General features: G+C 63.6%; 20 protein-coding genes and 1 pseudogene. 11 read left to right on the forward strand and 10 right to left on the reverse strand.

The window, feature by feature from the left end; translation table 11 throughout:
• Positions 1 to 71: 71 nt before the first annotated feature.
• Positions 72 to 4,886, reverse strand: a complete 4,815-nt coding sequence (locus LGH82_RS21435; RefSeq protein WP_227344638.1) for an NAD-glutamate dehydrogenase — start codon at positions 4,884 to 4,886, stop codon at positions 72 to 74.
• A 137-nt stretch (positions 4,887 to 5,023) separates the two neighbouring features.
• On the opposite strand from LGH82_RS21435, the gene LGH82_RS21440 reads away from it, so the two are divergent.
• The gene (locus LGH82_RS21440; protein WP_227344639.1) at positions 5,024 to 5,587 is read left to right on the forward strand and encodes a peroxidase-related enzyme; all 564 of its coding nucleotides are present in this window, start codon (positions 5,024 to 5,026) and stop codon (positions 5,585 to 5,587) included.
• A gap of 28 nt (positions 5,588 to 5,615) precedes the next feature.
• Here LGH82_RS21440 and LGH82_RS21445 read toward each other — a convergent pair whose 3' ends face one another.
• Positions 5,616 to 6,227, reverse strand: coding sequence for a LysE family translocator (locus LGH82_RS21445; protein ID WP_227344640.1), 612 nt, complete (start codon positions 6,225 to 6,227; stop codon positions 5,616 to 5,618).
• A gap of 393 nt (positions 6,228 to 6,620) precedes the next feature.
• On the opposite strand from LGH82_RS21445, the pseudogene LGH82_RS21450 reads away from it, so the two are divergent.
• Positions 6,621 to 7,248: pseudogene (locus LGH82_RS21450) on the forward strand (DUF1062 domain-containing protein).
• Positions 7,249 to 7,310: 62 nt separating this feature from the next.
• Here LGH82_RS21450 and typA read toward each other — a convergent pair.
• Positions 7,311 to 9,140: a translational GTPase TypA gene (gene typA / locus LGH82_RS21455; RefSeq protein ID WP_227344641.1), complete on the reverse strand. Its 1,830-nt coding sequence runs from the start codon at positions 9,138 to 9,140 to the stop codon at positions 7,311 to 7,313.
• 197 nt (positions 9,141 to 9,337) lie between these two features.
• Between typA and LGH82_RS21460 the strand changes: the two genes are divergently transcribed.
• A complete protein-coding gene (locus LGH82_RS21460) occupies positions 9,338 to 9,619 on the forward strand; it encodes a hypothetical protein (RefSeq protein WP_227344642.1) in 282 nt (93 codons plus the stop codon).
• A 52-nt stretch (positions 9,620 to 9,671) separates the two neighbouring features.
• Here LGH82_RS21460 and LGH82_RS21465 read toward each other — a convergent pair whose 3' ends face one another.
• Positions 9,672 to 10,955, reverse strand: coding sequence for an MFS transporter (locus LGH82_RS21465; RefSeq protein WP_227344643.1), 1,284 nt, complete (start codon positions 10,953 to 10,955; stop codon positions 9,672 to 9,674).
• 73 nt (positions 10,956 to 11,028) lie between these two features.
• Here LGH82_RS21465 and LGH82_RS21470 point away from each other — a divergent pair, with 73 nt between their 5' ends.
• Positions 11,029 to 11,646: a TetR/AcrR family transcriptional regulator gene (locus tag LGH82_RS21470; protein WP_227344644.1), complete on the forward strand. Its 618-nt coding sequence runs from the start codon at positions 11,029 to 11,031 to the stop codon at positions 11,644 to 11,646.
• Positions 11,647 to 11,690: 44 nt separating this feature from the next.
• Positions 11,691 to 12,281 (forward strand): hypothetical protein, encoded by a 591-nt coding sequence (locus LGH82_RS21475; RefSeq protein ID WP_227344645.1) that lies wholly within the window; start codon positions 11,691 to 11,693, stop codon positions 12,279 to 12,281.
• 221 nt (positions 12,282 to 12,502) lie between these two features.
• On the opposite strand, the gene ppa is transcribed toward LGH82_RS21475, so the two are convergent.
• The 5 genes from ppa to LGH82_RS21500 form a co-directional block, all read right to left on the reverse strand.
• Complete coding sequence (gene ppa / locus LGH82_RS21480; RefSeq protein WP_227344646.1) at positions 12,503 to 13,036, reverse strand: inorganic diphosphatase; 534 nt, start codon at positions 13,034 to 13,036, stop codon at positions 12,503 to 12,505.
• Between the two features lie 202 nt (positions 13,037 to 13,238).
• Entirely contained in the window at positions 13,239 to 13,745 is a 507-nt protein-coding gene (locus LGH82_RS21485; RefSeq protein ID WP_227344647.1) for a GNAT family N-acetyltransferase, read from the reverse strand.
• Positions 13,746 to 13,864: 119 nt separating this feature from the next.
• The gene (locus LGH82_RS21490) at positions 13,865 to 14,503 is read right to left on the reverse strand and encodes a TPM domain-containing protein (RefSeq protein ID WP_227344648.1); all 639 of its coding nucleotides are present in this window, start codon (positions 14,501 to 14,503) and stop codon (positions 13,865 to 13,867) included.
• A 4-nt stretch (positions 14,504 to 14,507) separates the two neighbouring features.
• Positions 14,508 to 15,332 (reverse strand): TPM domain-containing protein, encoded by an 825-nt coding sequence (locus LGH82_RS21495; RefSeq protein ID WP_413771376.1) that lies wholly within the window; start codon positions 15,330 to 15,332, stop codon positions 14,508 to 14,510.
• Between the two features lie 18 nt (positions 15,333 to 15,350).
• Entirely contained in the window at positions 15,351 to 15,998 is a 648-nt protein-coding gene (locus LGH82_RS21500; protein WP_227344649.1) for a LemA family protein, read from the reverse strand.
• A 176-nt stretch (positions 15,999 to 16,174) separates the two neighbouring features.
• Here LGH82_RS21500 and LGH82_RS21505 point away from each other — a divergent pair, with 176 nt between their 5' ends.
• From LGH82_RS21505 to LGH82_RS21530, 6 genes are all read left to right on the forward strand, one after another.
• On the forward strand, positions 16,175 to 16,426 hold the full coding sequence (locus tag LGH82_RS21505) for a hypothetical protein (protein ID WP_227344650.1): 252 nt from the start codon (positions 16,175 to 16,177) through the stop codon (positions 16,424 to 16,426).
• A gap of 15 nt (positions 16,427 to 16,441) precedes the next feature.
• A complete protein-coding gene (gene pdxY / locus LGH82_RS21510) occupies positions 16,442 to 17,326 on the forward strand; it encodes a pyridoxal kinase PdxY (RefSeq protein WP_227344651.1) in 885 nt (294 codons plus the stop codon).
• Entirely contained in the window at positions 17,323 to 18,090 is a 768-nt protein-coding gene (locus LGH82_RS21515; protein ID WP_227344652.1) for a DUF429 domain-containing protein, read from the forward strand. The genes pdxY and LGH82_RS21515 overlap by 4 nt, the downstream gene beginning before the upstream one ends.
• A gap of 146 nt (positions 18,091 to 18,236) precedes the next feature.
• Positions 18,237 to 18,881, forward strand: coding sequence for a carbonic anhydrase (locus tag LGH82_RS21520; protein ID WP_227344653.1), 645 nt, complete (start codon positions 18,237 to 18,239; stop codon positions 18,879 to 18,881).
• Positions 18,882 to 19,012: 131 nt separating this feature from the next.
• Positions 19,013 to 19,426, forward strand: a complete 414-nt coding sequence (locus LGH82_RS21525) for a nuclear transport factor 2 family protein (RefSeq protein WP_227349655.1) — start codon at positions 19,013 to 19,015, stop codon at positions 19,424 to 19,426.
• Between the two features lie 99 nt (positions 19,427 to 19,525).
• Positions 19,526 to 21,580: a M3 family metallopeptidase gene (locus tag LGH82_RS21530; protein WP_227344654.1), complete on the forward strand. Its 2,055-nt coding sequence runs from the start codon at positions 19,526 to 19,528 to the stop codon at positions 21,578 to 21,580.
• A gap of 274 nt (positions 21,581 to 21,854) precedes the next feature.
• Here the strand turns inward: LGH82_RS21530 and LGH82_RS21535 are convergent, their stop codons facing one another.
• Positions 21,855 to 23,330, reverse strand: coding sequence for a M81 family metallopeptidase (locus LGH82_RS21535; protein ID WP_227344655.1), 1,476 nt, complete (start codon positions 23,328 to 23,330; stop codon positions 21,855 to 21,857).
• Between the last annotated feature and the right edge of the window lie 77 nt (positions 23,331 to 23,407).

Below are 23,407 nucleotides of genomic sequence, written 5' to 3' on the forward strand. Positions count from 1 at the left end.
CCCCGAAACGGGGCTCTGCTTTGCTCTATAACGAAGTTCTTGCCGGCAATCTCGCACGAAGCGTCAAACCGTCATCGTGCGGTCAGATCGCTCATCAGCCCCGACGCCACCGACAGCCGCGACACGGTGATTTCGCCGCCCTCGGTCAGCGCCTGCAGCCGCTCGCGGATGCGTGCCACCCGCTCGCCGCCTGCTTCCAGCCACGCTGTCACTGGGTCCGCCGCACTTGCATGGCCGGTCAGTGCGGCCACGGCGATGCCGCGCCGGGCAGCGCCGATCGTGTCGGTGGCGCGAGACAGCGCGAGCTGGTCGTAATAATCCGACGGCGTGATCGAGCGCGCCGCGTCCTCGACACGAGGGATGCGGAAGGCGTCGCTGACCGCGAAGAACGCCCTGGCCGCAGCGACGATGTCGGCACCGGCCGTGCGTGCCGTCAGCGCGATGTCGGGAATAAGTTCCGCCACCTCGCTCAGCGCCAGTTGCTCGGCCAGTCTGTCGGGAGCACCGCTCTTGAACAGCCCGTGCCGCTTCTCCTCGATCCGCTCGCGCGAGAAGACCGGCAGCAGCGAAACGAGCTTGGGCTCCAGCGCCTTGCGCGCATCCTGCAACTCGGCGATCCGCTGGGCCAATGGTGCGGTGCCGGCGTCGTTCTTCAGGTACCAGCCACTGGTCACATAGATCAGCCGGCTGACCGCCTGATAGAGGTCGAGCTGCACCTGCCCGTCGATATGATTGTCGAGCGCGTCGATCTCGCGATAGAGCGCCGGCAACGCAAAACCGTCGCGCACCACGGCGAAGGTGCGCACCACGTCGGCGGCGGTGCGGCTGGTCGCTTCCTGAAGCCTGTTGACGAAGGACGGGCCGCCGCGATTGACCAAATCGTTGGCGACGACGCGGGCGATGATCTCGCGGCGCAGCCGGTGGCCGTGGATCTCGGCGGCGTATTTCTTCGCCATGCGGTCGGGGAAATAGCCCATCAGGTCGCGGTCGAAATGCGATTCGTCCGGTGCGTCGCTGGCGACGATGTCGGAGAACAGCACGATCTTTGCATAGGCGAGCAACACACCGAGTTCGGCCCGGGTCAGCGGTTCGCCGCGCGCTTCGCGCTCGGCAAGGGCAGCCGGCGACGGTAGCGTTTCCACAGTGCGGTCGAGCAGGCCGCGCGCCTCCAGCGCCGTCATGAACCGGCTCTGGTGCGCAATGTCGGCAAGTCCACGCTTGCGGGCGATGGAGAGTGCCAGGGTCTGCTCGTAATTGTTGGACAGCACCAGTCCGCCGACCTCCTCGGTCATCTCGGCCAGCAGCTTGTTGCGCGCCGGCCTGGTCAGCGATCCCTTGCGCATGGCGGACGCCAGCGCGATCTTGATGTTGACCTCGACGTCGGAACAATTGACGCCGCCCGAATTGTCTATGGCATCGGAATTGCAGCGGCCGCCATTCAATCCGAACTCGATGCGGGCCCGCTGCGTGACGCCCAGATTGGCGCCCTCTCCGATCACCTTGGCGCGTACGTCGAGCGCGGTGATGCGGATGGCATCGTTGGCGCGGTCGCCGACCTCGGCGTTGGTTTCGGTTGATGCCCTGAGATAGGTGCCGATGCCGCCGAACCAAAGAAGGTCGACCGACGCCTTGAGGATGGCGGTCATGATCTCCACCGGCGTGGCGGTCGTCTTGCTCAAACCGATCGCCGCCGCCGCCGCCGCCGGAAGGGTGATCGACTTCTGATTGCGCGAGACGATGATGCCGCCGTCCGACAGTTTGGTCTTGTCATAGTCCTGCCAGCTCGAACGCGGCAGGGCGAACATGCGCTCGCGCTCGGCCATCGACGCCGCCATGTCCGGATCGGGATCGATGAAGATGTCGCGATGATCGAAAGCGGCGATCAGCCGGGTCTTCGGCGACAACAGCATGCCGTTGCCGAACACGTCGCCCGACATGTCGCCGACACCGACTACGGTGAAGGGCGAAGTCTGGATATCCCGGTTCATCTCGCGGAAGTGCCGCTTGACCGCTTCCCACGCACCCTTGGCGGTGATGCCCATCTTCTTGTGGTCGTAGCCGGCCGAGCCGCCGCTGGCAAAGGCATCGTCGAGCCAGAAGCCATGCTTCTCGGAAATGGCGTTGGCGGTGTCGGAGAAGGTCGCCGTGCCCTTGTCGGCGGCAACGACGAAATAGGGATCGTCCTGGTCGCGTCTGATAACGCCGGCAGGCGGGATGACACCGTCGAGGCCGATATTGTCGGTGATCGACAGAAGGCTGGAGACAAAGTTCTTGTAGGCCGATGTGCCGGCCTCGAAGATGGCATCGCGACCAGCGCTCATCGGCAGCTTCTTTGGATAGAACCCCCCCTTTGCGCCGACCGGCACGATGACGGCGTTCTTGACCTGCTGCGCCTTGACGAGGCCCAGCACCTCGGTGCGGTAGTCCTGTGCACGATCCGACCAGCGCAGGCCGCCACGCGCGACCGGGCCGAAGCGCAGATGCAGGCCCTCGACCTCGGAACCATAGACAAAGATCTCCCGCCACGGCCGCGGCGCCGGCAATCCCTCGACCGCGTGCGACTCCAGCTTGATCGCCAGCGACTGGCCCTTTTTCTTTGTATCGGCAACGAAATGGTTGGTGCGCAGCGAGGCTTCGATCAGGTTGAGGTAGCGGCGGATGATGGTGTCGTCGTCGATGTTCGGCACATCTTCAAGCGCATCCTTGATCTTGGCCTTGAGATGCTTTGCCGCCACCACGCCTTCGCCCTCCGCGGTCGGGCCGAGCCGGGCAATGAACAGCGCATGCAGGCCGCGCGCGATGTCGGGGTAGCGGTTGAGCGCCGCTGCGATGAAATCCTGGCTCTGCGGGATGCCGACCTGCTGCAAATAGCGGCCATAGGCGCGCAGGATGGTGATCTCGCTCGACCACAGGCCGGCGGTCTGGGCAAGGCCGCTATAGCCGTCATTGTCGACGTCGCCGCGCCACACCGACAGGAAAGCGTCCTCGAACAGCGCGCCGCCATCGGCAAGGTCGATCGGCTTGGCGTAGCGGTTCTCCAGCTCCATGTCATGGATGAAGACCATGCCGGATTGGTCGTCGCCGACCTCGAACGTGCGCTCGCTGATGACGCGGAAGCCAATGTTTTCCAGCACCGGCACGCGCCGCGACAGCGCCACCGGTGCGCCATGATGATAAATCTTCAGCGCCGCCTGCTGCGGCTTCTGGTGGGCGTGGCGATAATAGTCGATGGCGATCGGATTGGCCGCGTTGATCCTGGCGATACGCCCGGCATCGACCAGCGCCACGGTCGGCGAGAAACTGTCGCGGTAGCTCTCCGAAAAGCGTGAGGCGATCGCTGTAAGCGCGGCATCGGCGCCGCTTTCGGCGGCGGTTTCGCGCAGCGCATCGTCCCAGGTCCGCACGATGTCGCGGATCGCCGCCTCGATCGCCGCTTGCTCGACCTTCGGCGTCTTGCCGCCGGACCGACCGATGATGAAATGGACGCGCGCCAGCCCGCCTTCGGGAAATGCCGGATAGTAGGCCGACAGCCGGCCTTCGAAAACGGTCTTGAGGTAGGTGCCGACCTTCTCGCGCACGACGCTGTCGTAGCGATCGCGCGGCACGAAGACGAGGATCGAGACGAAACGGTCGAACTGGTCGGCGCGCACCAGCGCGCGCACGCGCGGCCGTTCGACCAACCCCAGAATGGCTTCGGCGTGCTTCCTGAGAATGGGCACCGGTACCTGGAACAGTTCGTCGCGCGGATAGCTTTCCAGCACGTTGATCAGTGCCTTGCCGGAGTGATCGCCGGGATTGAAGCCGGATTTGGCGATGACGGTTTCCGCCTTCGAGCGCAGATAGGGGATCTTCATCACCGAGCGCGTGTAGGCGGTCGACGTGAACAGGCCGACCATGCGCAGCTCGCCCGAAAGCACGCCCTTGGCGGTGTATGTCTTGACGCCGATGTAGTCGAGATAGATGCGGCGATGCACCGCCGACTTGGCATTGGCCTTGGTGACGATCAGCGGCTCCGGCCCGTGCAGGAAGGCGCGGATTTCCGGCGTCGTCGTCACCGCTTCGGTGCCGCGTCTCAGCACCAGCACATCGGGATCGGTCAGGATGCCGAGGCCGGCCTTGTCGGCGCGTTCCAGCGTGCCGCTTTTCTCACCGCCTGTGTATTTGAACTCACGCATGCCGAGGAAGGTGAAATTGTCATCGCGCAGCCATTCGAGGAAGGCGATCGCCTCGGTGACGTGGGCCTTGTCGAGCGGAACGGGCGCATAGCGGAATTCCGAGATCGCCTGGTCAAGACGGGCCAGCATCGGTTTCCAGTCGGTGACGGCGGCACGCACCTGCGACAGGATCTTCTTCAGCCGCGCGGTCAACGCCTCGGCCTGCTCGGCGGAGAGACGACCGATGTGGACGTGGACGACGCTCAGCCGATCGTGGTTGTGATCGCCCTTGGCGAAGCCGCCATCGCCGAGTATCTCGTCGACGCCAGCCTTGCCGTGCTTCACGACGACGACCGGATGGGTGACCAGCAGCGGCTCGCCGGCGCTCTCGGTGATTTCACCGAGGATGGAATCGAAAAGGAACGGCATGTTGTCGTTGACGACGGTGATGATGGTCATCGGCCGGCCCTGCCGGACGACACCCGAATCGACATCTATGGCGACGACGCAATCACCCTTCTTGTGCCGGGCGACGGCGCGGCCGGCGAGGTCGGCGGCGCGCTCGAGGTCGGCGACATCATAGGCGGCGACATCTTCCGCCGGGGCTCGGGCAAGCAGGTAATCCGCGAGCCTGCCGGGCTTTTCGCTCGCCTTCGCAGCAGCCCCGTTTGTCCCGCTTCCCTTTGTGACGCTCGTCTTTTTTGGGCCACTTGCGGATTTCAGGCTTGCCATGATGCCAATTTCCTCCCGTCACATGCTTTTACGACTATCGTAGCAGATGACCGGTATTTGGCGACAAAGGTTTGACGGCTTGCCAACAAATATCGAAATCCATCGGAAAATAGCCAGCGAATGAGGAAAAATGCTCCATGACCGGCAAAATCACCGCACTTGACCTCGGCACCGCCGAGCTCAGCGAAGCGACAAAAACCTATTTCGCCAAATGCGAGGAGAAGCTCGGTCTCGTTCCCAACGTGCTCAAGGCCTATGCCTTCGACGAGAAGAAACTGCGTGCCTTCACCGACACCTACAACGACCTGATGCTGGGCGAATCCGGCCTGTCCAAGCTGGAGCGCGAGATGATCGCGGTCGCCGTCTCCTCGATCAACCATTGCTATTATTGCCTGACCGCGCATGGCGCGGCGGTGCGTCAGCTTTCGGGCGACCCGGCACTCGGCGAGATGATGGTGATGAATTTCCGTGCCGCCGATCTCTCGCCGAAGCAGACCGCGATGCTCGAATTCGCGGTCAAGCTGACTGAGGAGCCGGCTAAGATCGTCGAGGCCGACCGGGCCGCGCTGCGCGAAGCCGGTTTCTCCGACCGCGACATCTGGGACATCGCCTCGACCGCCGCCTTCTTCAACATGTCGAACCGAGTGGCGGCGGCCATCGACATGCGGCCGAACGACGAATATCTCGCCATGGCGCGGTAGTTCTTCTCGGAAACCGGGGCGAGGGGAATCAGCGCGTCGCGATCGCCGCCGCTGCTCCGGCCATCGTCGTGGCGCTGACGCGGTTGGCGATCTTCATTGCCCGCTTGCTCTTCAGCAGTTTTCGCGCCTGCGAGGCGGCAAGCACCCAGGCGAGATCGATGGCGATGAGGACAACGGCCATGGTCAGCGTCAGCTCGACCCAGCCGACCACCGTCACCGAAGCCAGGTCGATGATGGTCGGCAGCAGCGCCAGGTAGAACATCATGATCTTGGGGTTGCCGAGCGTCACAGCCATGCCGGCGAAGAACAGTTTCACGGCTGAATCTTCACGCGGCATATCGCCTTCCCCGGCTTCGACAGGCGCCGTCCACATCTTCCAGGCCAGGTAGGCGAGATAGGCGACGCCAACCCATTTCACGACAACAAAGGCAAAGTGGAAGGTCTGCGCCACGACAGCCAGGCCGAACACCGCCAGCGACAACCAGATGCCCTCGCCGATCCACATGGCGAGCAGGAACGGGAAGACGTCGCGAAACCCCTTGGAGATGACACGCGCGACAAGTGCGGCAATCGACGGGCCGGGCGAGCCGGCGGCAACGAACAGCGCGGCGGCGAAGATCAGGAGAGAGGTGAGCTGCATGGCGAGGATCTCTGTTTGAAAACCTTCGATATCAGACATTAGCGCAAGTGATTGAGCGACGGTAGCGCTGACAAGAAAGACGCTTGCCGGCCGAACGCCTCGCGGCTAGAAGTGCCGCCGCGAAACAATTTCGAGCGTCACTTTGCCCCAGTAACCGCCGGTCTCGTCAACTCCCCTGATACACCACAAGACGTCGCATTGGCGGCGTCTGCTTTATTTCATGTGTTCCTCAGGCGGCGGTTCGAGACCGGTTTGGCACTGCTGAACCGCTGTCGCGCTTTCCGCCGTGACGCCTGATTTCCGACTGCCACAGCCTCTTCGCCACGCCGTGCCCGCATGGGCATCTCGACATCGCCGGCCTGATGAACTTCCCGACGGGAAGGACTTTTCGGCATGTGTGGACACCTGCGTATCCGCTGGACGATCACCCCCAAGATCGCGCCTCAACCGCTCATCAACTGCAATCGCTGTGGCGGCCTGAAAGCCTATCGCAGCAGCGGCAAATTTCGCGTCAACGCCAACGGCAAACGCATTGACGTGTGGCTGATCTATCGCTGCATCGGTTGCGACAATTCCTGGAATTTCGGCATTTTCGAGCGCTGCAACCGCCGCGACATCGATGCAGCGCGACTGGCGGCGCTCGAAAGCAATGATCCGGCGCTCGCGCGTCGTCACGCCTTCGATGTGGACGCGCTGCGAAGCCAGGTGCGGCGCGTCGAGGAGTTTCCGGATGTAGCCGTGCGCAAGGACGTGCTCGGCGGCAGCCAGGAAAACGCTACCGCATTGGAATTGCGCCTGGAAATGGAGGGGCCGACATCCCTTAGGGTTGACCGGTTGCTGGCCAACGAGTTCGGCGATCTCGCGATCGAGACTTCAGGCGCTGGAGGAGAAGCAACTGCTCGTCACTCACCCGGATGGGGTCAAAGCCCTGCGCAAGCCGACCCGCCAGGGAGCCATGATCCTTGTCAACTTGGCAGGCGAGCCCGATCGCAAGGACATTATCTCGGCTGCTGCTGGATGAACGAAAAGAGGGGCGCGGCACACCTATGCTTCGCCCCTCTTGGCTGTTGGAAAATCGAAAGCTTACGCCGCGCCGACCGCCTTCGAGGACTTCTCGAAACGCTTGCGTTCGTTCGGATCGAGATAAAGCTTGCGCAGGCGAATGGTCTTTGGCGTCACCTCGACCAGCTCGTCGTCCTGGATCCAGGCCAGAGCCTTCTCCAGCGTCATGCGGATCGGCGGGGTCAGCTTCACCGCCTCATCCTTGCCGGCGGCGCGGATGTTGGTCAGCTTCTTGCCCTTCAGCACGTTCACTTCGAGGTCATTGTCGCGGGAGTGGATGCCGATGATCATGCCCTGATAGACCTTGACGCCCGGGTCGATGACCATCGGGCCGCGGTCTTCCAGGTTCCACATGGCGTAGGCAACCGCCTCGCCCTGCTCGTTGGAGATCAGCACGCCGTTGGTGCGGCCCGGCAGCTCGCCCTTGTAGGGCTCATAGGCATGGAAAAGCCGGTTCATCACGGCGGTGCCGCGCGTGTCGGTCAGCAGTTCCGACTGGTAGCCGATCAGGCCGCGCGTCGGCGCGTGGAAGACGATGCGCTGGCGGTTGCCGCCGGAGGGGCGCAGTTCGACCATCTCGGCCTTGCGCTCCGACATCTTCTGCACGACAACGCCGGCATGTTCCTCGTCGACGTCGATGACGACTTCCTCGACCGGCTCCAGCAATTCGCCGTTTTCGCCCTTCTGCATGACGACGCGCGGTCGCGACACGGCGATTTCAAAGCCTTCGCGGCGCATCGTCTCGATCAGCACGGCCAGTTGCAATTCGCCACGCCCGGAGACGAAGAACGAATCCTTGTCCGGCGATTCCTCGATCTTCAGCGCGACATTGCCTTCGGCCTCGCGCAGCAGGCGGTCGCGGATGACGCGGCTGGTCACCTTGTCGCCCTCGGTGCCGGCGAGCGGCGAATCGTTGACGAGGAAGGACATGGTCACGGTCGGCGGATCGATCGGCTGCGCATGCAGCGCCTCGGTCACCGCCAGGTCGCAGAACGTGTCGGCGACGGTGCCCTTGGACAGGCCGGCAATGGCGACGATGTCGCCCGCCTGCGCTTCCTCGATCGGCTGGCGCTCGAGGCCACGGAAAGCGAGGATCTTCGAGATGCGGCCGGTTTCGATCTGCGTGCCGTCATGGTGCAGCACCTTGACCGCCTGGTTGGCCTTCAGCGTGCCGGATTCGATACGGCCGGTGATGATACGGCCGAGGAAGGGGTTGGCTTCCAGGATGGTGCCGATCATGCGGAACGGACCGGGATGAACGGTCGGCTCCGGCACATGCTTGATGACGAGGTCGAACAGCGGCGACAGGCCCTGGTCCTTCGGACCTTCCGGGTTCTCAGAGACCCAGCCATCGCGGCCGGAACCGTAGAGGATCGGGAAATCGAGCTGATCGTCGGTGGCGTCGAGTGCGGCGAACAGGTCGAACACCTCGTTGACCACCTCGACGTGGCGGGCGTCCGGACGGTCGATCTTGTTGATGACGACGATCGGCTTCAGGCCGACCTTGAGCGCCTTGCCGACAACGAACTTGGTCTGCGGCATCGGGCCCTCGGCGGCGTCGACCAGCACGATGGCCGAATCAACCATCGACAGGATACGCTCCACTTCGCCGCCGAAATCGGCGTGGCCGGGCGTGTCCACGATGTTGATGCGGGTGTCCTTCCAGTCGACCGAGGTCGCCTTGGCCAGGATGGTGATGCCGCGTTCCTTTTCGAGATCGTTGGAATCCATGGCGCGCTCGGCGACGCGCTGATTGTCGCGGAAGGAGCCGGATTGCCGGAGCAACTGGTCGACCAGGGTTGTTTTTCCATGGTCGACGTGCGCGATGATCGCGATATTACGGATTTTCATGTTCTGGTCTCGGGAGCGTTGCAGGCAGCAGGCCAAAGGCGCTGCCTTCTTTCGGTTGCGCGGCTCATACAGGGTTTTTCGCATTTGCGAAAGAGGAAGCGCGACACCAAATACTCATCAAATCTTAAGCATCATAGTGTGAGATGATTTTGTTAACCAAGGTGGGAACCTTAAGGGGCCCGGGCAGTTCGAACCTCATGACCGACAAACTCACCCGTTTCTGGCCACTCATCGCGTCGGCGGCATTTGCCGTCCTGCTGGCGGTCAACGCCGCGCAGTCCGCCGCGACGCGCAATGACGCGCGCACGGTTCTGCCGCCAGACACGATTTCCGCGCAGCAGGTCTATACCAATGCGCCAGACGGCGTCGACCCGATCGTGACCGGCCCCGTCAGCACCGCCTTCAAGCAAAGGCAGGCCGCAGCCAACTGCGAAACCGCTGTATGGCCGAACATCCCGATGGTTTGCTACCCGAACTGATTTCTGATCCCTATCGCCGCAATGCCGCGACGAGACCGACCGACCCCTCGCCTCAGGCTGCCTGCGGTTCAGGATCGAAGGCCGGGCGGCTGGTGTTGATCAGCAGCGAAATGCAGGCGGCGGCTATTGCCGTCATGCCGGCAATGAGGAAGGCAAGCTGGTAATTGCCCTGCAGTTCGCGCATCGTGCCACCGAAGGCGGCCGCGGAAGCCGCACCGATCTGATGGCCGGCCACGATCCAGCCGAACACGATAGGACCGCTGCGGTCGCCGAATGCCTCGTTGGCGAGCCTGAGCGTCGGCGGCACGGTGGCGATCCAGTCAAGCCCATAGAGCACGGCGAAGATGATCAGGCTGACCGCCGAGAAACCGGAATAGGGCAGGTAGATCAGCGACAGGCCCCGCACCGCATAGTAGAATCCGAGCAGCTTGCGCGGATCGAACCGATCGGTGAGCCAGCCCGACAGCGTCGTGCCGATCAGGTCGAAAATGCCCATCATCGACAGCAGGCCGGCGGCTTGCACCTCGCCGATGCCCATGTCGCCGCAGAAGGCGATCAGGTGCGTGCCAACCAGACCGTTGGTGGTGAAGCCGCAGACGAAGAAGGTGGCGAACAGGTACCAGAACACCCGTGTGCCGGCTGCCCGGCGCAGCGTCGAGAGCGTGTGCGCGAGGAAATTGCCTTGCGATGCCGGCGGCGTCGGCGGCACGTCGTCGAGTTCGGCGCCAAAGCGCACCATGCCGATGGCGGCGGGCCGTTCCGGCACCAGCAGCCAGACCAGCGGTATGAGACAGGCGGTCGCGACTGCCACGGCGACGGCAACCGGCTTCCATCCGCCCGACTGCGCCAGTGCCGCGAGCAGCGGCAGGAACACCAGGAGACCGGTGGCGCTGGAGGCTGACATCAGCCCCATGACCAGGCCGCGATTGGTCTTGAACCAGCGATTGACGATGGTGGCGCCAAGCACACTGGCGACCGCCCCGGAACCGATACCCGAGAAGACGCCCCAGGTGATGAACAGATGCCAGGGCTTGGTCATCAGCAGGCTGAGCGCCGTCGAGGCCGACATGACAACCAGCGATGCAAGCAGCGTGCGACGCAGGCCGATGCGTTCCATCAGGGCCGCGGCGAATGGTCCCGTCAGGCCATAGAGCAGGATGCCGATGCCAGCGGCAAGGGAGACGACATCACGGCGCCAGCCAAAACTGTTCTCCAGCGGCAGCATCATGACGGCGGGCGCCGACCGAAGCCCTGCCGCGATGAGCAGGCAAAGGAATATGACGGCGACCACAACGAAGGCGTAGCGCTGGCCAAAGGGGCGGGACTGAGCTATCATGTTACTGACCGGTACGTTGCAGTTGACTTTACGTATACGTACCGATCGGTAACACTGTCAAGCGAGTCCCCGGATGACATCGGACAAAAATATTGAACCATCCATCAAGGATGATCACGGATCGGCCCCGCTGAAGGCTGGCGAAAAGATCCTCGACGTGGCGCGTGACCTGTTCTACCGGGAGGGCATCAGGGCGATCGGCGTCGACGAGATCGTGAGGCGCGCCGGCGTCACCAAGCCCAGCCTCTATCGCAGCTTCCCGTCGAAGGACGAATTGGCCGCCTCCTATCTCAGGCGGTACGATCTCGAATTCTGGGACCGTTTCGACGAGGCGGTGGACGCCCATCCGGGTAACCCCCGCGCGCAGATCATCGCTTTCCTGACCCGCGTCGGCAAGCGTACGCAGATGCCGCAATATCGCGGCTGCGGCATGACCAACGCGGCGGTCGAATATCCAGAACATGGCCATCCGGCCCGCGTCGTCAGCGAGGCCAACAAGCAGGAACTGCGGCGCCGCCTGCGCGCCATGGCGACGGCGATGGGCGCCGGCGACCCCGACACGCTGGGGGACGGTCTGCTGCTGTTGATCGAGGGCGCCTATATCAGCGGCCAGTTGTTTGGCCTCGGCGGCCCTGCGCAATCGGTTGCCCGCAACGCCGACCTGCTGATCGAAGCGAGCTTGAAGAAATAGCGTTTGGCGATACGCTGCGGCGGCTCGAAACGGAGTTGTCCGCCATGCGTGCGCTGCTGATCCCGCTTATTCTCGCTGGCTTATGCCAAGCGGCCCGCGCGGGCGATATCTCCAGCGTCTACACCGATCTCGACTGGAAGAAAGACTGCGTTACCTATGCGCAGTCCGGACAGGGCGACGGCGACTGGGCCGATCTCGCCTGCTCCGGCTATCGCGGCTATCCCGTGCTCATCGCCTATGACGACAACAGGGAATCGCTGTTCTACGGCTTTTCGCCCAGCGATATGACCTCGGTGTGGGAGAGCTTTTCCGGCTTCAATTCGGCGGGACCCAAGGTCGAATGGCGTATCGAAACGACCGGCGAGACCGTCGTGCCCTTCGCCGCCATCCATCGCCGCTCTGTCAGCGATCCTGAAAACGCCGATAAGAAAACCGAAATCCTGATTGTCGCCAAGGTCGGCCAGATGGAGGCTCGCGACGGTTGCACCATCGGCCTGGTGCTGGCCACCGGCAATCCCGACGCCAACGACCAGGCGCGCAAGCTTGCCGATGAAAAGGCGCGGACATTCGCCTGCGGCAAGGACCACCACACCGTCATCGGCAACGTGCCGGCTTTCGGCCGGGTGGATAACTGAAAGCCGTCAAAACGACCTCACGCAGCACTTTCGTGAGACATGCTTGGTCCGTGCCGCCCCTCATTGCCCTACCGGGCATTTCTCCCCGTAGAACGGGGAGAAAGAAGCCGTCGTCAATGGTTTCGCCAATTGTCAGCGTTGCAGAATGGGCGCAGGAATCGGCGCCAGGCGGATGAGGGGCGGCGCTACGTTCGCAACAGTTCGCGCGCTCCGATCGTCGCCTACTTGCTCTTCTTTGCCCGCTCGATCGCCTCGACGATCATCCTCTTGGCATGAGCGGAATCGTGCCAGCCTTCGATCTTGACCCATTTGCCGGGTTCGAGGTCCTTGTAGTGCTCGAAGAAGTGCTGCACCTGGTCGCGCGTGATCTCAGGCAACTGCGTGTACTCGGTGACGTTCTCGTAGCGCAGCGTCAGCTTGGGCGACGGCACGGCGATGATCTTTTCATCCTGGCCGGCATTGTCTTCCATGATCAGCACGCCGATCGGCCGTACATTGATGACGCAGCCCGGCACCAGTGCGCGCGTGTTGCAGACCAGCACGTCGATCGGGTCGCCGTCGCCCGACAGCGTGTGCGGCACGAAGCCGTAATTGCCGGGATACCGCATGGACGTGTGCAGGAAGCGGTCCACGAACAGCGTGCCGGCTTCCTTGTCCATCTCGTACTTGATCGGCTCGCCGCCGATCGGCACCTCGATGATGACGTTGACGTCCTCGGGTGGATTCTTTCCAGTGGCTATGGCTTCGATGCGCATGGCGTTGTCCCTCTTTCGATGGGAGACCGATAGCGGGCGGCGCGGAATGGCGCAATGCGGCGAATGGTGTTCGCCGGCGTCAGGCGAGACACGATGTCACCCGGCGCGTTCAATCATCAGCACAAGATGTTTCAGCGTCGTGATTTCGTGTTGGATGCGTCCCGCGGACCGGCTCCGGTTTCCGGGACCATCCGTAAAGCGCTCATTCCCAGACGAAGGCGACTTTCTTCAGCGCTCTCTGTTCGAAGACCTCGACGCCCTCGGCGACATCGCGGCCACCCGCGCCAGCATAGAAGGCGAGTGCGTTCTGGTTGTCCTCCAGCGCCCACACCACCATGCCCTTGAACCCGTGGTCGGCAAGCCGTGCCCTCGCCGCGGCGAACAAACGGCTGCCAAGCCCGATGCCCTGGTATTCCGGACGCATGTAAAGCTCGTAGATCTCGCCCTGCTGCCTCAGTTCACGAGCACGATTCTTGCCGATCGTGGCATAGCCGGCGATCTTGCCGCCAATCTCGACGACCAGCACGGTGGCGGCGCGACGAATCGCATTCGCCCACCAGTCGGCGCCGCGACGGTTGATCATCGAGGTCAGCGTCTTATGAGGGATGATGCCGGAATAGGCGCCTTGCCAAGCCTGCTGGTGCACGTCGGCGATGTCTTGCGCATCGCGCGGCTCGGCTTTCCTGATGTCGATCGTCAACGTGTTCATGATTGGTTAACCATAAACCCGCATCAACCGATTGCAAGAGTCCGCGTCGGCCCTAGCCGCGCTTTCGCACAGGCCATCTTTCGCCCCTGCAGGACCGCGCCTTGGCTAGTTGGAGTGGCCTAGATTTCGACCAGGTGGTCGTCCAGTTCGTTGATGTCTCCGGGGGTAACCGGGAAATGCTCGGCCAGCACCGCCCCGACGGATTCGATGGTCTTGATGAAACCATCGGCGAGACGGTCGTCGCCGGCATGCGCGGTCAGGTCGCGCACGGCGCCGTCCCAGACATGCTGGCCAACACGGCCGTCGATGCCGCTGTCGGCGACCACTTCGGCATAGCGTTCGGCGATCGAGACGAACACCAGCACGCCGGTGCGCGCGGCGGTACGATGGACATTGCGGCCGAGGAACTGTTTTACCGCATTGGCGTGCGCCGCCTTGTAGCGCAGCCGCCTCGGCACCAGATGGATGCGCAATCCCGGCGCCACCCACAAGAGCACCACCACGCTGCCCAGCGCCAGAAGCTGGGCGAGCACGAAATGCGGCAGGCGCAGCGACAGCCACCAGGCCTCCAGCCCATAGGCGACGGCGAGGCTGACGATCAGCATGCCGAGCGTCGCCATGAAGGCAGCCGGATAGAAGTAATCGTCGCTGGCGTGTGCCACGACGCAGTAGATCTCGCCGTCGGTATTGGCCTCGGCGGCGCGGATCGCGGCGGCGATGCGGTCATGATCCTGCGGGCTGATCGGTCGTGTCGCCATGATCTCACCAGCTTCCCGAGGAACCGCCGCCGCCGGACGACCCACCGCCGCCGGAGAAGCCGCCGCCACCGCCGCCGGACGACCAGCCGCCACCGGAACTTCCCGACGACCAGCCACCGGATGAATGTCCAGGTTGGAACGTCATGCCGAGCCAGCGATAGCGGCCAGGGCCGAGCTTCTGGCCGAAGATTGGCGGCAGCACCGAGGCGGCCAGGCCGCCGAAGAAGATGAGCACCCAGATACCGATAAAGACGGCGAAAAACAGATTGTCCGTGTTGACCGGCGCTTGCTGGTTGCGGGCGCCGCGCGCCTCGAGCTCTTCGGGATTGCCGTTCAGCACCATGATCATGTCATCGACGGCCTTGTTGATGCCGCCGGAGAAATCGCCGGCACGGAAGGCCGGCACCATGTCGTTTTCGATGATCAGTTTTGTATGCAGGTCGGTCAGCGTGCCTTCGAGGCCATAGCCGACCTCGATGCGCATCTTGTGGTCGTTCTTGGCCACCAGCAGCAGGACGCCGTTGTTTTCCTTCGCTTGCCCAAGCTTCCACGCGCGGTACAGCCGGTTGGCGTAGGGTTCGATCTCCTCGCCGTCGAGGCTGTTGATCGTGGCGACGACGATCTGATCCGAACCCTTGGTCTCGAAATCCGCGAGCTTCTGGGTGAGCGCCGCCTTGGTCGCGGCATCGATGATGCCGGCATTGTCGATCACCCGCCCCGTCAGCGCCGGCAGCTCGGCGGCCAAGAGCTTGAGCGGAAGCAGAGCGATGAGGAGCGCGAACGCGACAATGCGAACCCGGTACCAGCCCTTGTCAACTTGGGATATCACGGCAATCGGCCCTGGATATCAGCCGCCCTGCTTTGTTGTTGTCGTTCCGAAGTCGACCTTCGGCACCTGCAGCTTGTCTTCGTCGATGGTGAAGTTCGCGAATGGCTGGTTGCTGCGGAACCACAAGCTTGCCCATATCACCGAGGGGAATGTCCGCAGCGTCAGATTGTAATCCTTCACCGCCTGGATGTAATCGCGGCGGGCGACCGCGATGCGGTTCTCGGTGCCTTCCAATTGCGCCTGCAGCGCCAGGAAGTTCTGGTTGGCCTTGAGATCCGGATAGGCCTCCGAGACCGCGATCAACCGCGACAACGCGCTCGTCAGCCCCGCCTGGGCATCCTGGAACTTCTTGAGAGCTGCCGGGTCGTTCAGCGTTTCCGGCGTCACCGTTATCTGCGTCGCCTTGGCGCGGGCTTCCACCACGGCATCAAGCGTGTCCTTCTCGTGCGTGGCGTAACCCTTCACCGTCTCGACCAGGTTTGGGATCAGGTCGGCGCGGCGCTGATACTGGTTCAGCACCTCGCTCCACGCTGCCTTGGCGTTTTCCTCGGCGGTCGGGATGGTGTTGAAGCCGCAACCGGCCAGCAACGGCAGCACGATGGCCAGCATCACAAAGGCGGGCAAGGCGCGGAGCCTGGACGGTGAGGAAAGGCGCTGGGCAAACATGATCGGATCCCTCGGCAAGAAATCGGCAATAAAGTTGTAGGCGAAGCATTAGCACAATCCGCGCGCAAGAAAATGACCCCGGCCGGAAAGCATTTCCGGGCCCGGCGCCATCCGGCGCACAGCCCCTGTGATTGACTGGTCGAACACGCTAAGGTCATTGCAAACGGGACATCACCATGGCGGGACGCCAGGACAGCGACGACGAATCGCGCCGGATCCTCGAGCGCATTGCGCGCGAGACCGATCCGGCGGGCACGTCGTTCGTGGCGCGGGCCGTGAAGGACGCGCACGATCACGTCACCGCGGCTGACGCCGACCGCTCGGATCCGATCGAATATTGGGGGACCCGCGTTGGCCGGGCACTCGGCCTTCTTCTGGCCATTGGCCTGATGATCTGGCTCGTGCTCTTCATCATCCGGGGCAGTTAGCAGACAAGGAACATAATGAGCGCCGAACAAACCGACGCGCCGCGCGCGGTCATCGTCATCTCCAGTCATGTCGTGCGTGGTTCGGTCGGCAATCGAGCCGCTGTCTTCGCACTGGAAACGCTGGGCTTCCCCGTATGGGCGGTGCCGACCGTCATCCTGCCTTGGCATCCGGGCCACGGCCGGGCAACGCGCATCGTGCCGCCGCTCGACCAGTTCAAGGCGATGATGGCCGATCTCGAGCGCGCGCCGTGGCTGGGAGAGGTTGGCGCCGTGCTGTCGGGCTATCTCGGCGAAGCCGGCCAGGCCGAGGCGGTCGCCTCGCTGGTTGCCGCGGTCAAGGCGAAGACGCCCGGCGCTGTCTACATCTGCGACCCGGTGATGGGCGACAAGGGCGGGCTTTATGTGCCGGAACCGACAGCCGCCGCCATGCGCGACCGGCTGATGCCGATCGCCGATATCGCCACGCCCAACCGTTTCGAGCTTGAATGGATGGCGGGCGCGCCGCTGCCCGACATGAAGTCGACGATCGCGGCCGCGCTGCACGCCGGGCCGTCGACCATGCTGGTCACCTCGGCGCCGTCGATGATGACGGGCGGCACCGGCAATTTGCTGCTCAACGGCAGCCAGGCGCTGCTGGCCGAACACCGCCTGATCGACAAGCCGCCGAATGGACTGGGCGACCTGACGGCGGCCGTCTACCTGGCCCGCACCCTGTCCGGCCAGCCGGCGGTCAAGGCGCTGCAGTCGACGACGGCCGCGGTCTACGAGATCCTGGCGCGCACGGCCAAGCGCGGCGGTGACGAATTGCAGCTTGAAACCGACGCACAGAGCCTGTCGCACCCGATGGCGATGGTGCAGCTTCGCCACCTCACGCATCCGGGGCGGGACCGCCGGGCGTGACAGCCCAAAGCAGCGTGCTTGTCGGCGTCGACGGCTGCAAGGCCGGCTGGATCGCCGTCAAGCATGAGGATGACGCACTCTCAGTCGAGGTCATCGCATCCTTCGCCGCCCTGCTTGCGGCACTTCCCGACGATGCGGTCGTCGCCGTCGACATGCCGATCGGCCTGCCGGAGTTCTCGCAAAGAGGCGGGCGCGGACCGGAAGTGCTGGTGCGGCCACTGCTTGGACAACGCCAATCCAGCGTCTTCTCCATCCCCTCACGCGCCGCCGTCCACGCCGACACCGACGGCTTCACCACGATCGACGCCTGGTATTCAGCCCATCGCAAGGCGAGCGACGTGGCGAAGGCCACATCCGATCCGCCACGCGGCGTTTCGATCCAGGCGTTCGGCATCTTTTCCAAGATCCGCGAGATCGACGCATTGCTGATCGCGCGGCCCGAATTGCGTGGCCGCGTCTTCGAATCCCATCCAGAGGTCGCCTTCTGCCGGCTGAACGGAGATCAGGCCATGCGACTGCCCAAGAAGATCAAGGGCGCCATCAATCCGGCCGGAATGGCGGAGCGCAAGGCGCTGCTCTGTCGGCATGGCTACAACCGTGCCTTTCTCGATCAGGCACCGCCGCGTGGTGCGGCGGCCGACGATTTCCTCGATGCCGCGGCAATGATGCTGATCGCCGGCCGCATCGCCAGCGGCAAGGCCACGCCATTTCCCAACCCGCCGCTCACCGACCGTTTTGGCATACCGATCGCCATCTGGGCGTGACAGTGTCGGCGGACGTCACGCATTGGCGCATGGCATTTATGGTCGGCCCCCGCAATTCTGCATTGCTCGTAACAGGCTTTTACCGTTAGAGCCTTTTTCGACCGCAACGAGCTGCCGCCTCCAACCCGGAAAGGCCTTAGCCGCCCATGCCCCATCTTCCCGACCATCTCATCACCGGCTACCGCAATTTCATGAACGGCCGCTATCTCACCGAGAGCGGGCGCTATCGCGAACTCGCCCGCGAGGGCCAGTCTCCGGAAACCATGATCGTCGCCTGCTGCGATTCGCGCGCGGCCCCCGAGGCGATCTTCGACGCCGGACCGGGTGAGCTCTTCGTGCTGCGCAATGTCGGCAACCTCGTGCCGCCCTACGCGCCGGATGGCGAGTTCCATTCGACGTCGGCCGCGCTCGAATTCGCCGTGCAGAGCCTCAAGGTCAAGAACATCGTCGTCATGGGCCATGGCCGCTGCGGCGGCATCCGAGCCGCGCTCGACACCACCTCCGCCCCTTTGTCGTCCGGCGATTTCATCGGCAAGTGGATGAGCCTGATCGCGCCGGCGGCCGAAACGGTCTCGTCCAGCACCTTCATGACGGCGACCGAACGCCAGACCGCACTTGAGCGCATCTCGATCCGCTATTCGATCGCCAATCTCAGGACCTTTCCGTGCGTGTCGATCCTCGAAGGCAAGGGGCGGCTGTCGCTGCACGGCGCCTGGTTCGACATCTCGACCGGCGAGCTTTGGGTGATGAACAAGGAGACCGGCGATTTCGAGCGCCCGGAGATGGCATAGGGCGGATTCTGAACTGGAGTTTGGCACCCAAGAAAGCGGGAGACGATTCCAGGCCGGATCGTGCTAGGATGCTCAGGACGGAGCTCCATTCTGGCTCCATCGGTGCAGGACAAGCTCCAGGGGTGAGCATGATGCGAAATTGGCGTGCGTACGCTTTGTCCGTGACAGCGCTTGTGTTTTTGCTGACAACTGCCCTTGCTGACGACAGCGCGCTGATCGGCCGCTGGTACGCGGCCTTGCTGGTTGCCGACCGCACCGAAATCTCGGATCTGCTGTCCGACGACGTCCGCATAAAACTCGATGACCTGGGCGTCGTGCAAAGCAAGCAGGAATTCATCGCCTCCATGGACGACTGGCAAGGCGCCGTCTCGGGCGCCGCGATCCGGCACCGCATAGCCAGGTCCGAGGGTGGCGTCACCACGGTCATTGCCTGCTACGACTTCCCCAACAATGACATGCTGATGCAGGAGACGTTCGCGGTGACCGACAATCGCATCACCGCCAGCTCGCAGGCGGCGATCTCCGAGACCTGCGACGGCTACTGACGAAGTCATGATCGGCCGCGATGTTGCGCGCCGCAAGCCCGCGCCCTACATCGGTGACGACACCACCTCCCCTCGCCGCCAATAAGCGAAAGTCTGTTCATGCCCTCCACGAAGACGCTCGACCTTGCCGCCCATCCTTTGACCGCGTGGCAGGGGCCGCTCGGCCTGCCCGATTTCGCCAGCATTGGTGACGGTGATTTTGCTGATGTCTTCGACGCGGCGCTGAAGGCGCATGAGGCCGAGATCGAGGCGATCGCCGGCAATGCCGAGGCGCCGACAATCGAAAACACGCTCGAAGCGCTGGAACTTGGCGGCGAGGCCCTCGACCATGTCTCGTCGATCTTCTGGTGCCGCGCCGGCGCCCACACCAATGAGGCGATCCAGGCGATGGAGCGCGACATTTCGCCGAAGATGTCCAGGCATTTCTCCGCGATCTCGATGAACGAAAAGCTGTTTGCCCGCATCGACGATCTGTATCAGCGCCGCGAAACCCTGAAGCTCGATGCCGAGACGCTGCGAGTGCTGGAAAAAACCTGGAAGGGCTTCGTCAGATCCGGCGCGAAGCTTGACGCCGAAGGCAAGAAGCGGCTGGCCAAGATCAGCGAGGACCTGTCTTCGCTCGGCACGAATTTCGGCCAGAACGTGCTTGCCGACGAGCGCGACTGGGCGCTGTTCCTCGACGAGGCCGACCTCGTCGGCCTGCCGGATTTCCTGAAGAGTTCCATGGCGGAAGCCGCCGAGATGCGCGGCCAGAAGGGGCGTTACGCCGTCACCCTGTCGCGTTCGATCTATGAGCCGTTCTCGACCTTCTCCGAGCGCCGCGACCTGCGCGAGATTGTGTTCCGCGCCTTCACCATGCGCGGCCAGAATGGCGGCGCCACCGACAACACTGTTGTGGTGCGCGACATGCTGAGACTGCGCGCCGAGAAGGCGAAGCTGCTGGGCTACGCGTCCTTCGCCGCGCTGAAGCTCGACGACACCATGGCCAAGACGCCGAAGGCGGTGCATGCGTTGCTCGATCCCGTGTGGGAAAAGGCGCTGGAGAAGGCAGCCGCCGACCAGACGCAGCTGGAGCGGCTCGCGACCGAAGCCGGCAGCAACGAAAAGTTCGCCGCCTGGGACTGGCGCTTCTACCAGGAGAAGCTGCGCGCCGAAAAATTCGCCTTCGACGAGGCGGAACTGAAACCCTATCTGCAGCTCGACCGCATCATCGATGCCTGTTTCGACGTGGCGACACGATTGTTCGGCATCACCTTCGAGGAGAAGAAGGGCATTGCCGCCTGGCACCCGGACGCGCGCGCGTTCGTCGTGAAAAATGCTGATGGCAGCGAGCGCGGCCTGTTCCTTGCCGACTATTTCGCGCGGCCGTCAAAACGTTCCGGCGCCTGGATGAGCGCGCTGCAGTCCGGCTACAAGCTGGGCCACGGCTCGACGCCGGTGATCTACAACATCATGAACTTCGCCAAGCCGCCGGCCGGCGAGCCGGCGCTGCTGTCGGTCGATGAGGCAAGGACACTGTTCCACGAATTCGGCCACGCGCTGCACGGCATGCTGACCGATGTCACCTGGCCATCGGTTGCCGGCACCTCGGTCAGCCGCGATTTCGTCGAGCTGCCTTCGCAGCTCTACGAACACTGGCTGACAGTGCCGGCCGTGCTGGAAAAGCACGCGCTGCATGTGAAGACCGGCAAGCCGATGCCGAAGGCGCTGCTCGACAAGATGCTGGCGACGCGCACTTTTGGAGCCGGCTTCGCCACCGTCGAGTTCACCGCCTCGGCGCTGATCGACATGGCCTACCACGCCCGGCCGAATGGTCCGGAAGAGCCGCTTCGTTTCGAAGCCGAGACGCTCGAGGCGCTCAACATGCCCGACACCATCGCTATGCGCCACCGCACCCCGCATTTCGGCCATGTCTTTGCCGGCGACGGCTATTCGGCCGGCTACTATTCCTACATGTGGTCGGAAGTGCTCGACGCCGATGCCTTCGCCGCCTTCGAGGAAACCGGCGACCCCTTCAACCCGGCGCTGGCCGAGCGGCTGCGCAAGAACATCTATGCCGCTGGTGGGTCGAAGGATCCGGAGGAACTCTACACGGCGTTTCGCGGCAAGATGCCGTCGCCGGAAGCGATGATGGCCAAGCGCGGGCTGGTTTAGACAATCGCCAAAGTCGGCGCCGCCTCTCATTGCCCCGCCGGGCATTTCTCCCCGTAGAACGGGGAGAAAGTAGCTGGCCGCGACGCTGGCGCCTTCTTGCAACGCTGGAGATTGGCGAAACCATAGATGACAGCGGCCCTCTCCCTGTCACTATACGGGGAGTTGAGGAATGGTCCGCTTGGGGACGAAAAGCCAATTGCTTGGCTTTTCGAATGACGAACGCCGGCAGGCAGGTGAGGGGCGGCACTGACGTCCGCCTCGTTACCTCTGCCCCTCACACCTTCCAAGGATCAGCCACCCGAGGCCAGATCGGCCGCGTCAGCTTGGTGTAATTCGTCACCGCTGGCTCGCTCGGATACGAACTCGGCGCCGCGACATAGATGATCTCGGCGGCGATCGGTTCGAAGCCGGCATAGAAATGGTTGGTCGACTTGATCAGCAAGATATCCTTGCTCATCGGATCGACGCCGATATTGGAAAAGATATCCGGCTCGAAGGTCTGCGTGCGGTTGGTATTGAGGATGATGTCGACCTCGGTGCCTTCGATGCGAACCAGCGCCGTCGGCCCGAGCGTCACGCGGCTCGGCCCAAAACTCTGCCATCCTTCCGGGACCGCCTTCAGCACCCGCACGCGCGCGTCGATCGGCTCGCCGGCCTGCGGGCCGGCCTTGCCGCCAAAACGCAGGTCGATGACGGCGCCCTCGCCGGCTGCCAGGGCGAAGGTCACGGCGATCGGATCCCAGATCGTCGCCACGCCGACATTGTTCAGGCCGCGCGCCAGCATCTGGCGCAGCACGACGGTGCCGTCACCGGGAACTCCACCACCGGGATTGTCCCAGATGTCGGCGATCACCACCGGCTTGCCCGGATTTTCAGCACACACGGCAAGCGCCCGATCGATGCCGTCGGCGGCGCTGAGCATCGTCATCGCCGTCTTTTCGCGAAGCTCGTAGAGCTCTCGCCCCAGCCGTTCCGCCAGCGCATCGCCCTTGGCCTTGTCATTGTCGGTGACGACCAGGATGCGCGTGCCCATCTCAGCGACGTCTGCCGCCATGAAGCCGTGGATGACGGAGACCGACAGCACGCCGTCCTTGCCATGCAGCGCCTTGATGCGGTCGACGAAGGAGCGCATCGGCTCGCGGCTGGTCGGCAGCACCTGGATCATGCGGCAGTCGAAGGTCGAGATGACCGGCTTGATCTCGCCGCGCGCCGCGGCAAGGCCGAGTTCGACCACATGCTCGCCGCGCTCGTAGAAATCGGTGTGCGGAAACTCAAGAAAGAAGGCGAGTATGTCCGATGCCGCCACCCGCTTCGGCGTCAGGTGGCTGTGCGGATCGAGTTCCACGGCGATCACGACATCCGGCCCGACCATGTCGCGTACGCGCTCAAGCAGATCGCCTTCGCAATCGTCATAGCCCTGCGCCACCATCGCGCCATGCAGGCCGAGGATCACCGCGTCGACGGGAAGGGCTGCCTTGAGCTGATCGAGGATCTCGTCGCGCAGCGCTTCGTAAGTTTGTCGTTGCACGAGCCCCCCTGGCTCCGCCCAGGTGGCGGTGCCCTCGATGACGGTGAGGCCTTCGGCTGCCGCGCGCCGTCGCAAGGCGACGATCGGCGAAGAGCACAGCGTTGGCGTCTCCGGATGTTTGCCGGGACCGGCATAAAAGGCCATCTCGAATGACGCCCTGTCGGTCGGCACCGGCGAGAAGGTGTTGGTTTCCGTCGCCAGCGAGGCGGTGAAGATACGCATTTTGGGAATTCCGCTTCGCTCTGTCAGTTCGTGTTCGTTGCGGCTCGGCATCTAGACGAGATCGCTAGCCGTGGCGA

Origin of the sequence: Mesorhizobium sp. PAMC28654 (assembly GCF_020616515.1) — a bacterium.
GTDB lineage: Bacteria > Pseudomonadota > Alphaproteobacteria > Rhizobiales > Rhizobiaceae > Mesorhizobium.

Excerpts from the sequence above, each read along its gene's own strand:
- LGH82_RS21435 (WP_227344638.1), bottom strand. The coding sequence starts at position 4,886 with ATGGCAAGCCTGAAATCCGCAAGTGGCCCAAAAAAGACGAGCGTCACA.
- LGH82_RS21440 (WP_227344639.1), top strand. The coding sequence starts at position 5,024 with ATGACCGGCAAAATCACCGCACTTGACCTCGGCACCGCCGAGCTCAGC.
- LGH82_RS21445 (WP_227344640.1), bottom strand. The coding sequence starts at position 6,227 with ATGCAGCTCACCTCTCTCCTGATCTTCGCCGCCGCGCTGTTCGTTGCC.
- typA (WP_227344641.1), bottom strand. The coding sequence starts at position 9,140 with ATGAAAATCCGTAATATCGCGATCATCGCGCACGTCGACCATGGAAAA.
- LGH82_RS21460 (WP_227344642.1), top strand. The coding sequence starts at position 9,338 with ATGACCGACAAACTCACCCGTTTCTGGCCACTCATCGCGTCGGCGGCA.
- LGH82_RS21465 (WP_227344643.1), bottom strand. The coding sequence starts at position 10,955 with ATGATAGCTCAGTCCCGCCCCTTTGGCCAGCGCTACGCCTTCGTTGTG.
- LGH82_RS21470 (WP_227344644.1), top strand. The coding sequence starts at position 11,029 with ATGACATCGGACAAAAATATTGAACCATCCATCAAGGATGATCACGGA.
- LGH82_RS21475 (WP_227344645.1), top strand. The coding sequence starts at position 11,691 with ATGCGTGCGCTGCTGATCCCGCTTATTCTCGCTGGCTTATGCCAAGCG.
- ppa (WP_227344646.1), bottom strand. The coding sequence starts at position 13,036 with ATGCGCATCGAAGCCATAGCCACTGGAAAGAATCCACCCGAGGACGTC.
- LGH82_RS21485 (WP_227344647.1), bottom strand. The coding sequence starts at position 13,745 with ATGAACACGTTGACGATCGACATCAGGAAAGCCGAGCCGCGCGATGCG.
- LGH82_RS21490 (WP_227344648.1), bottom strand. The coding sequence starts at position 14,503 with ATGGCGACACGACCGATCAGCCCGCAGGATCATGACCGCATCGCCGCC.
- LGH82_RS21500 (WP_227344649.1), bottom strand. The coding sequence starts at position 15,998 with ATGTTTGCCCAGCGCCTTTCCTCACCGTCCAGGCTCCGCGCCTTGCCC.
- LGH82_RS21505 (WP_227344650.1), top strand. The coding sequence starts at position 16,175 with ATGGCGGGACGCCAGGACAGCGACGACGAATCGCGCCGGATCCTCGAG.
- pdxY (WP_227344651.1), top strand. The coding sequence starts at position 16,442 with ATGAGCGCCGAACAAACCGACGCGCCGCGCGCGGTCATCGTCATCTCC.
- LGH82_RS21520 (WP_227344653.1), top strand. The coding sequence starts at position 18,237 with ATGCCCCATCTTCCCGACCATCTCATCACCGGCTACCGCAATTTCATG.
- LGH82_RS21525 (WP_227349655.1), top strand. The coding sequence starts at position 19,013 with ATGCGAAATTGGCGTGCGTACGCTTTGTCCGTGACAGCGCTTGTGTTT.
- LGH82_RS21530 (WP_227344654.1), top strand. The coding sequence starts at position 19,526 with ATGCCCTCCACGAAGACGCTCGACCTTGCCGCCCATCCTTTGACCGCG.
- LGH82_RS21535 (WP_227344655.1), bottom strand. The coding sequence starts at position 23,330 with ATGCGTATCTTCACCGCCTCGCTGGCGACGGAAACCAACACCTTCTCG.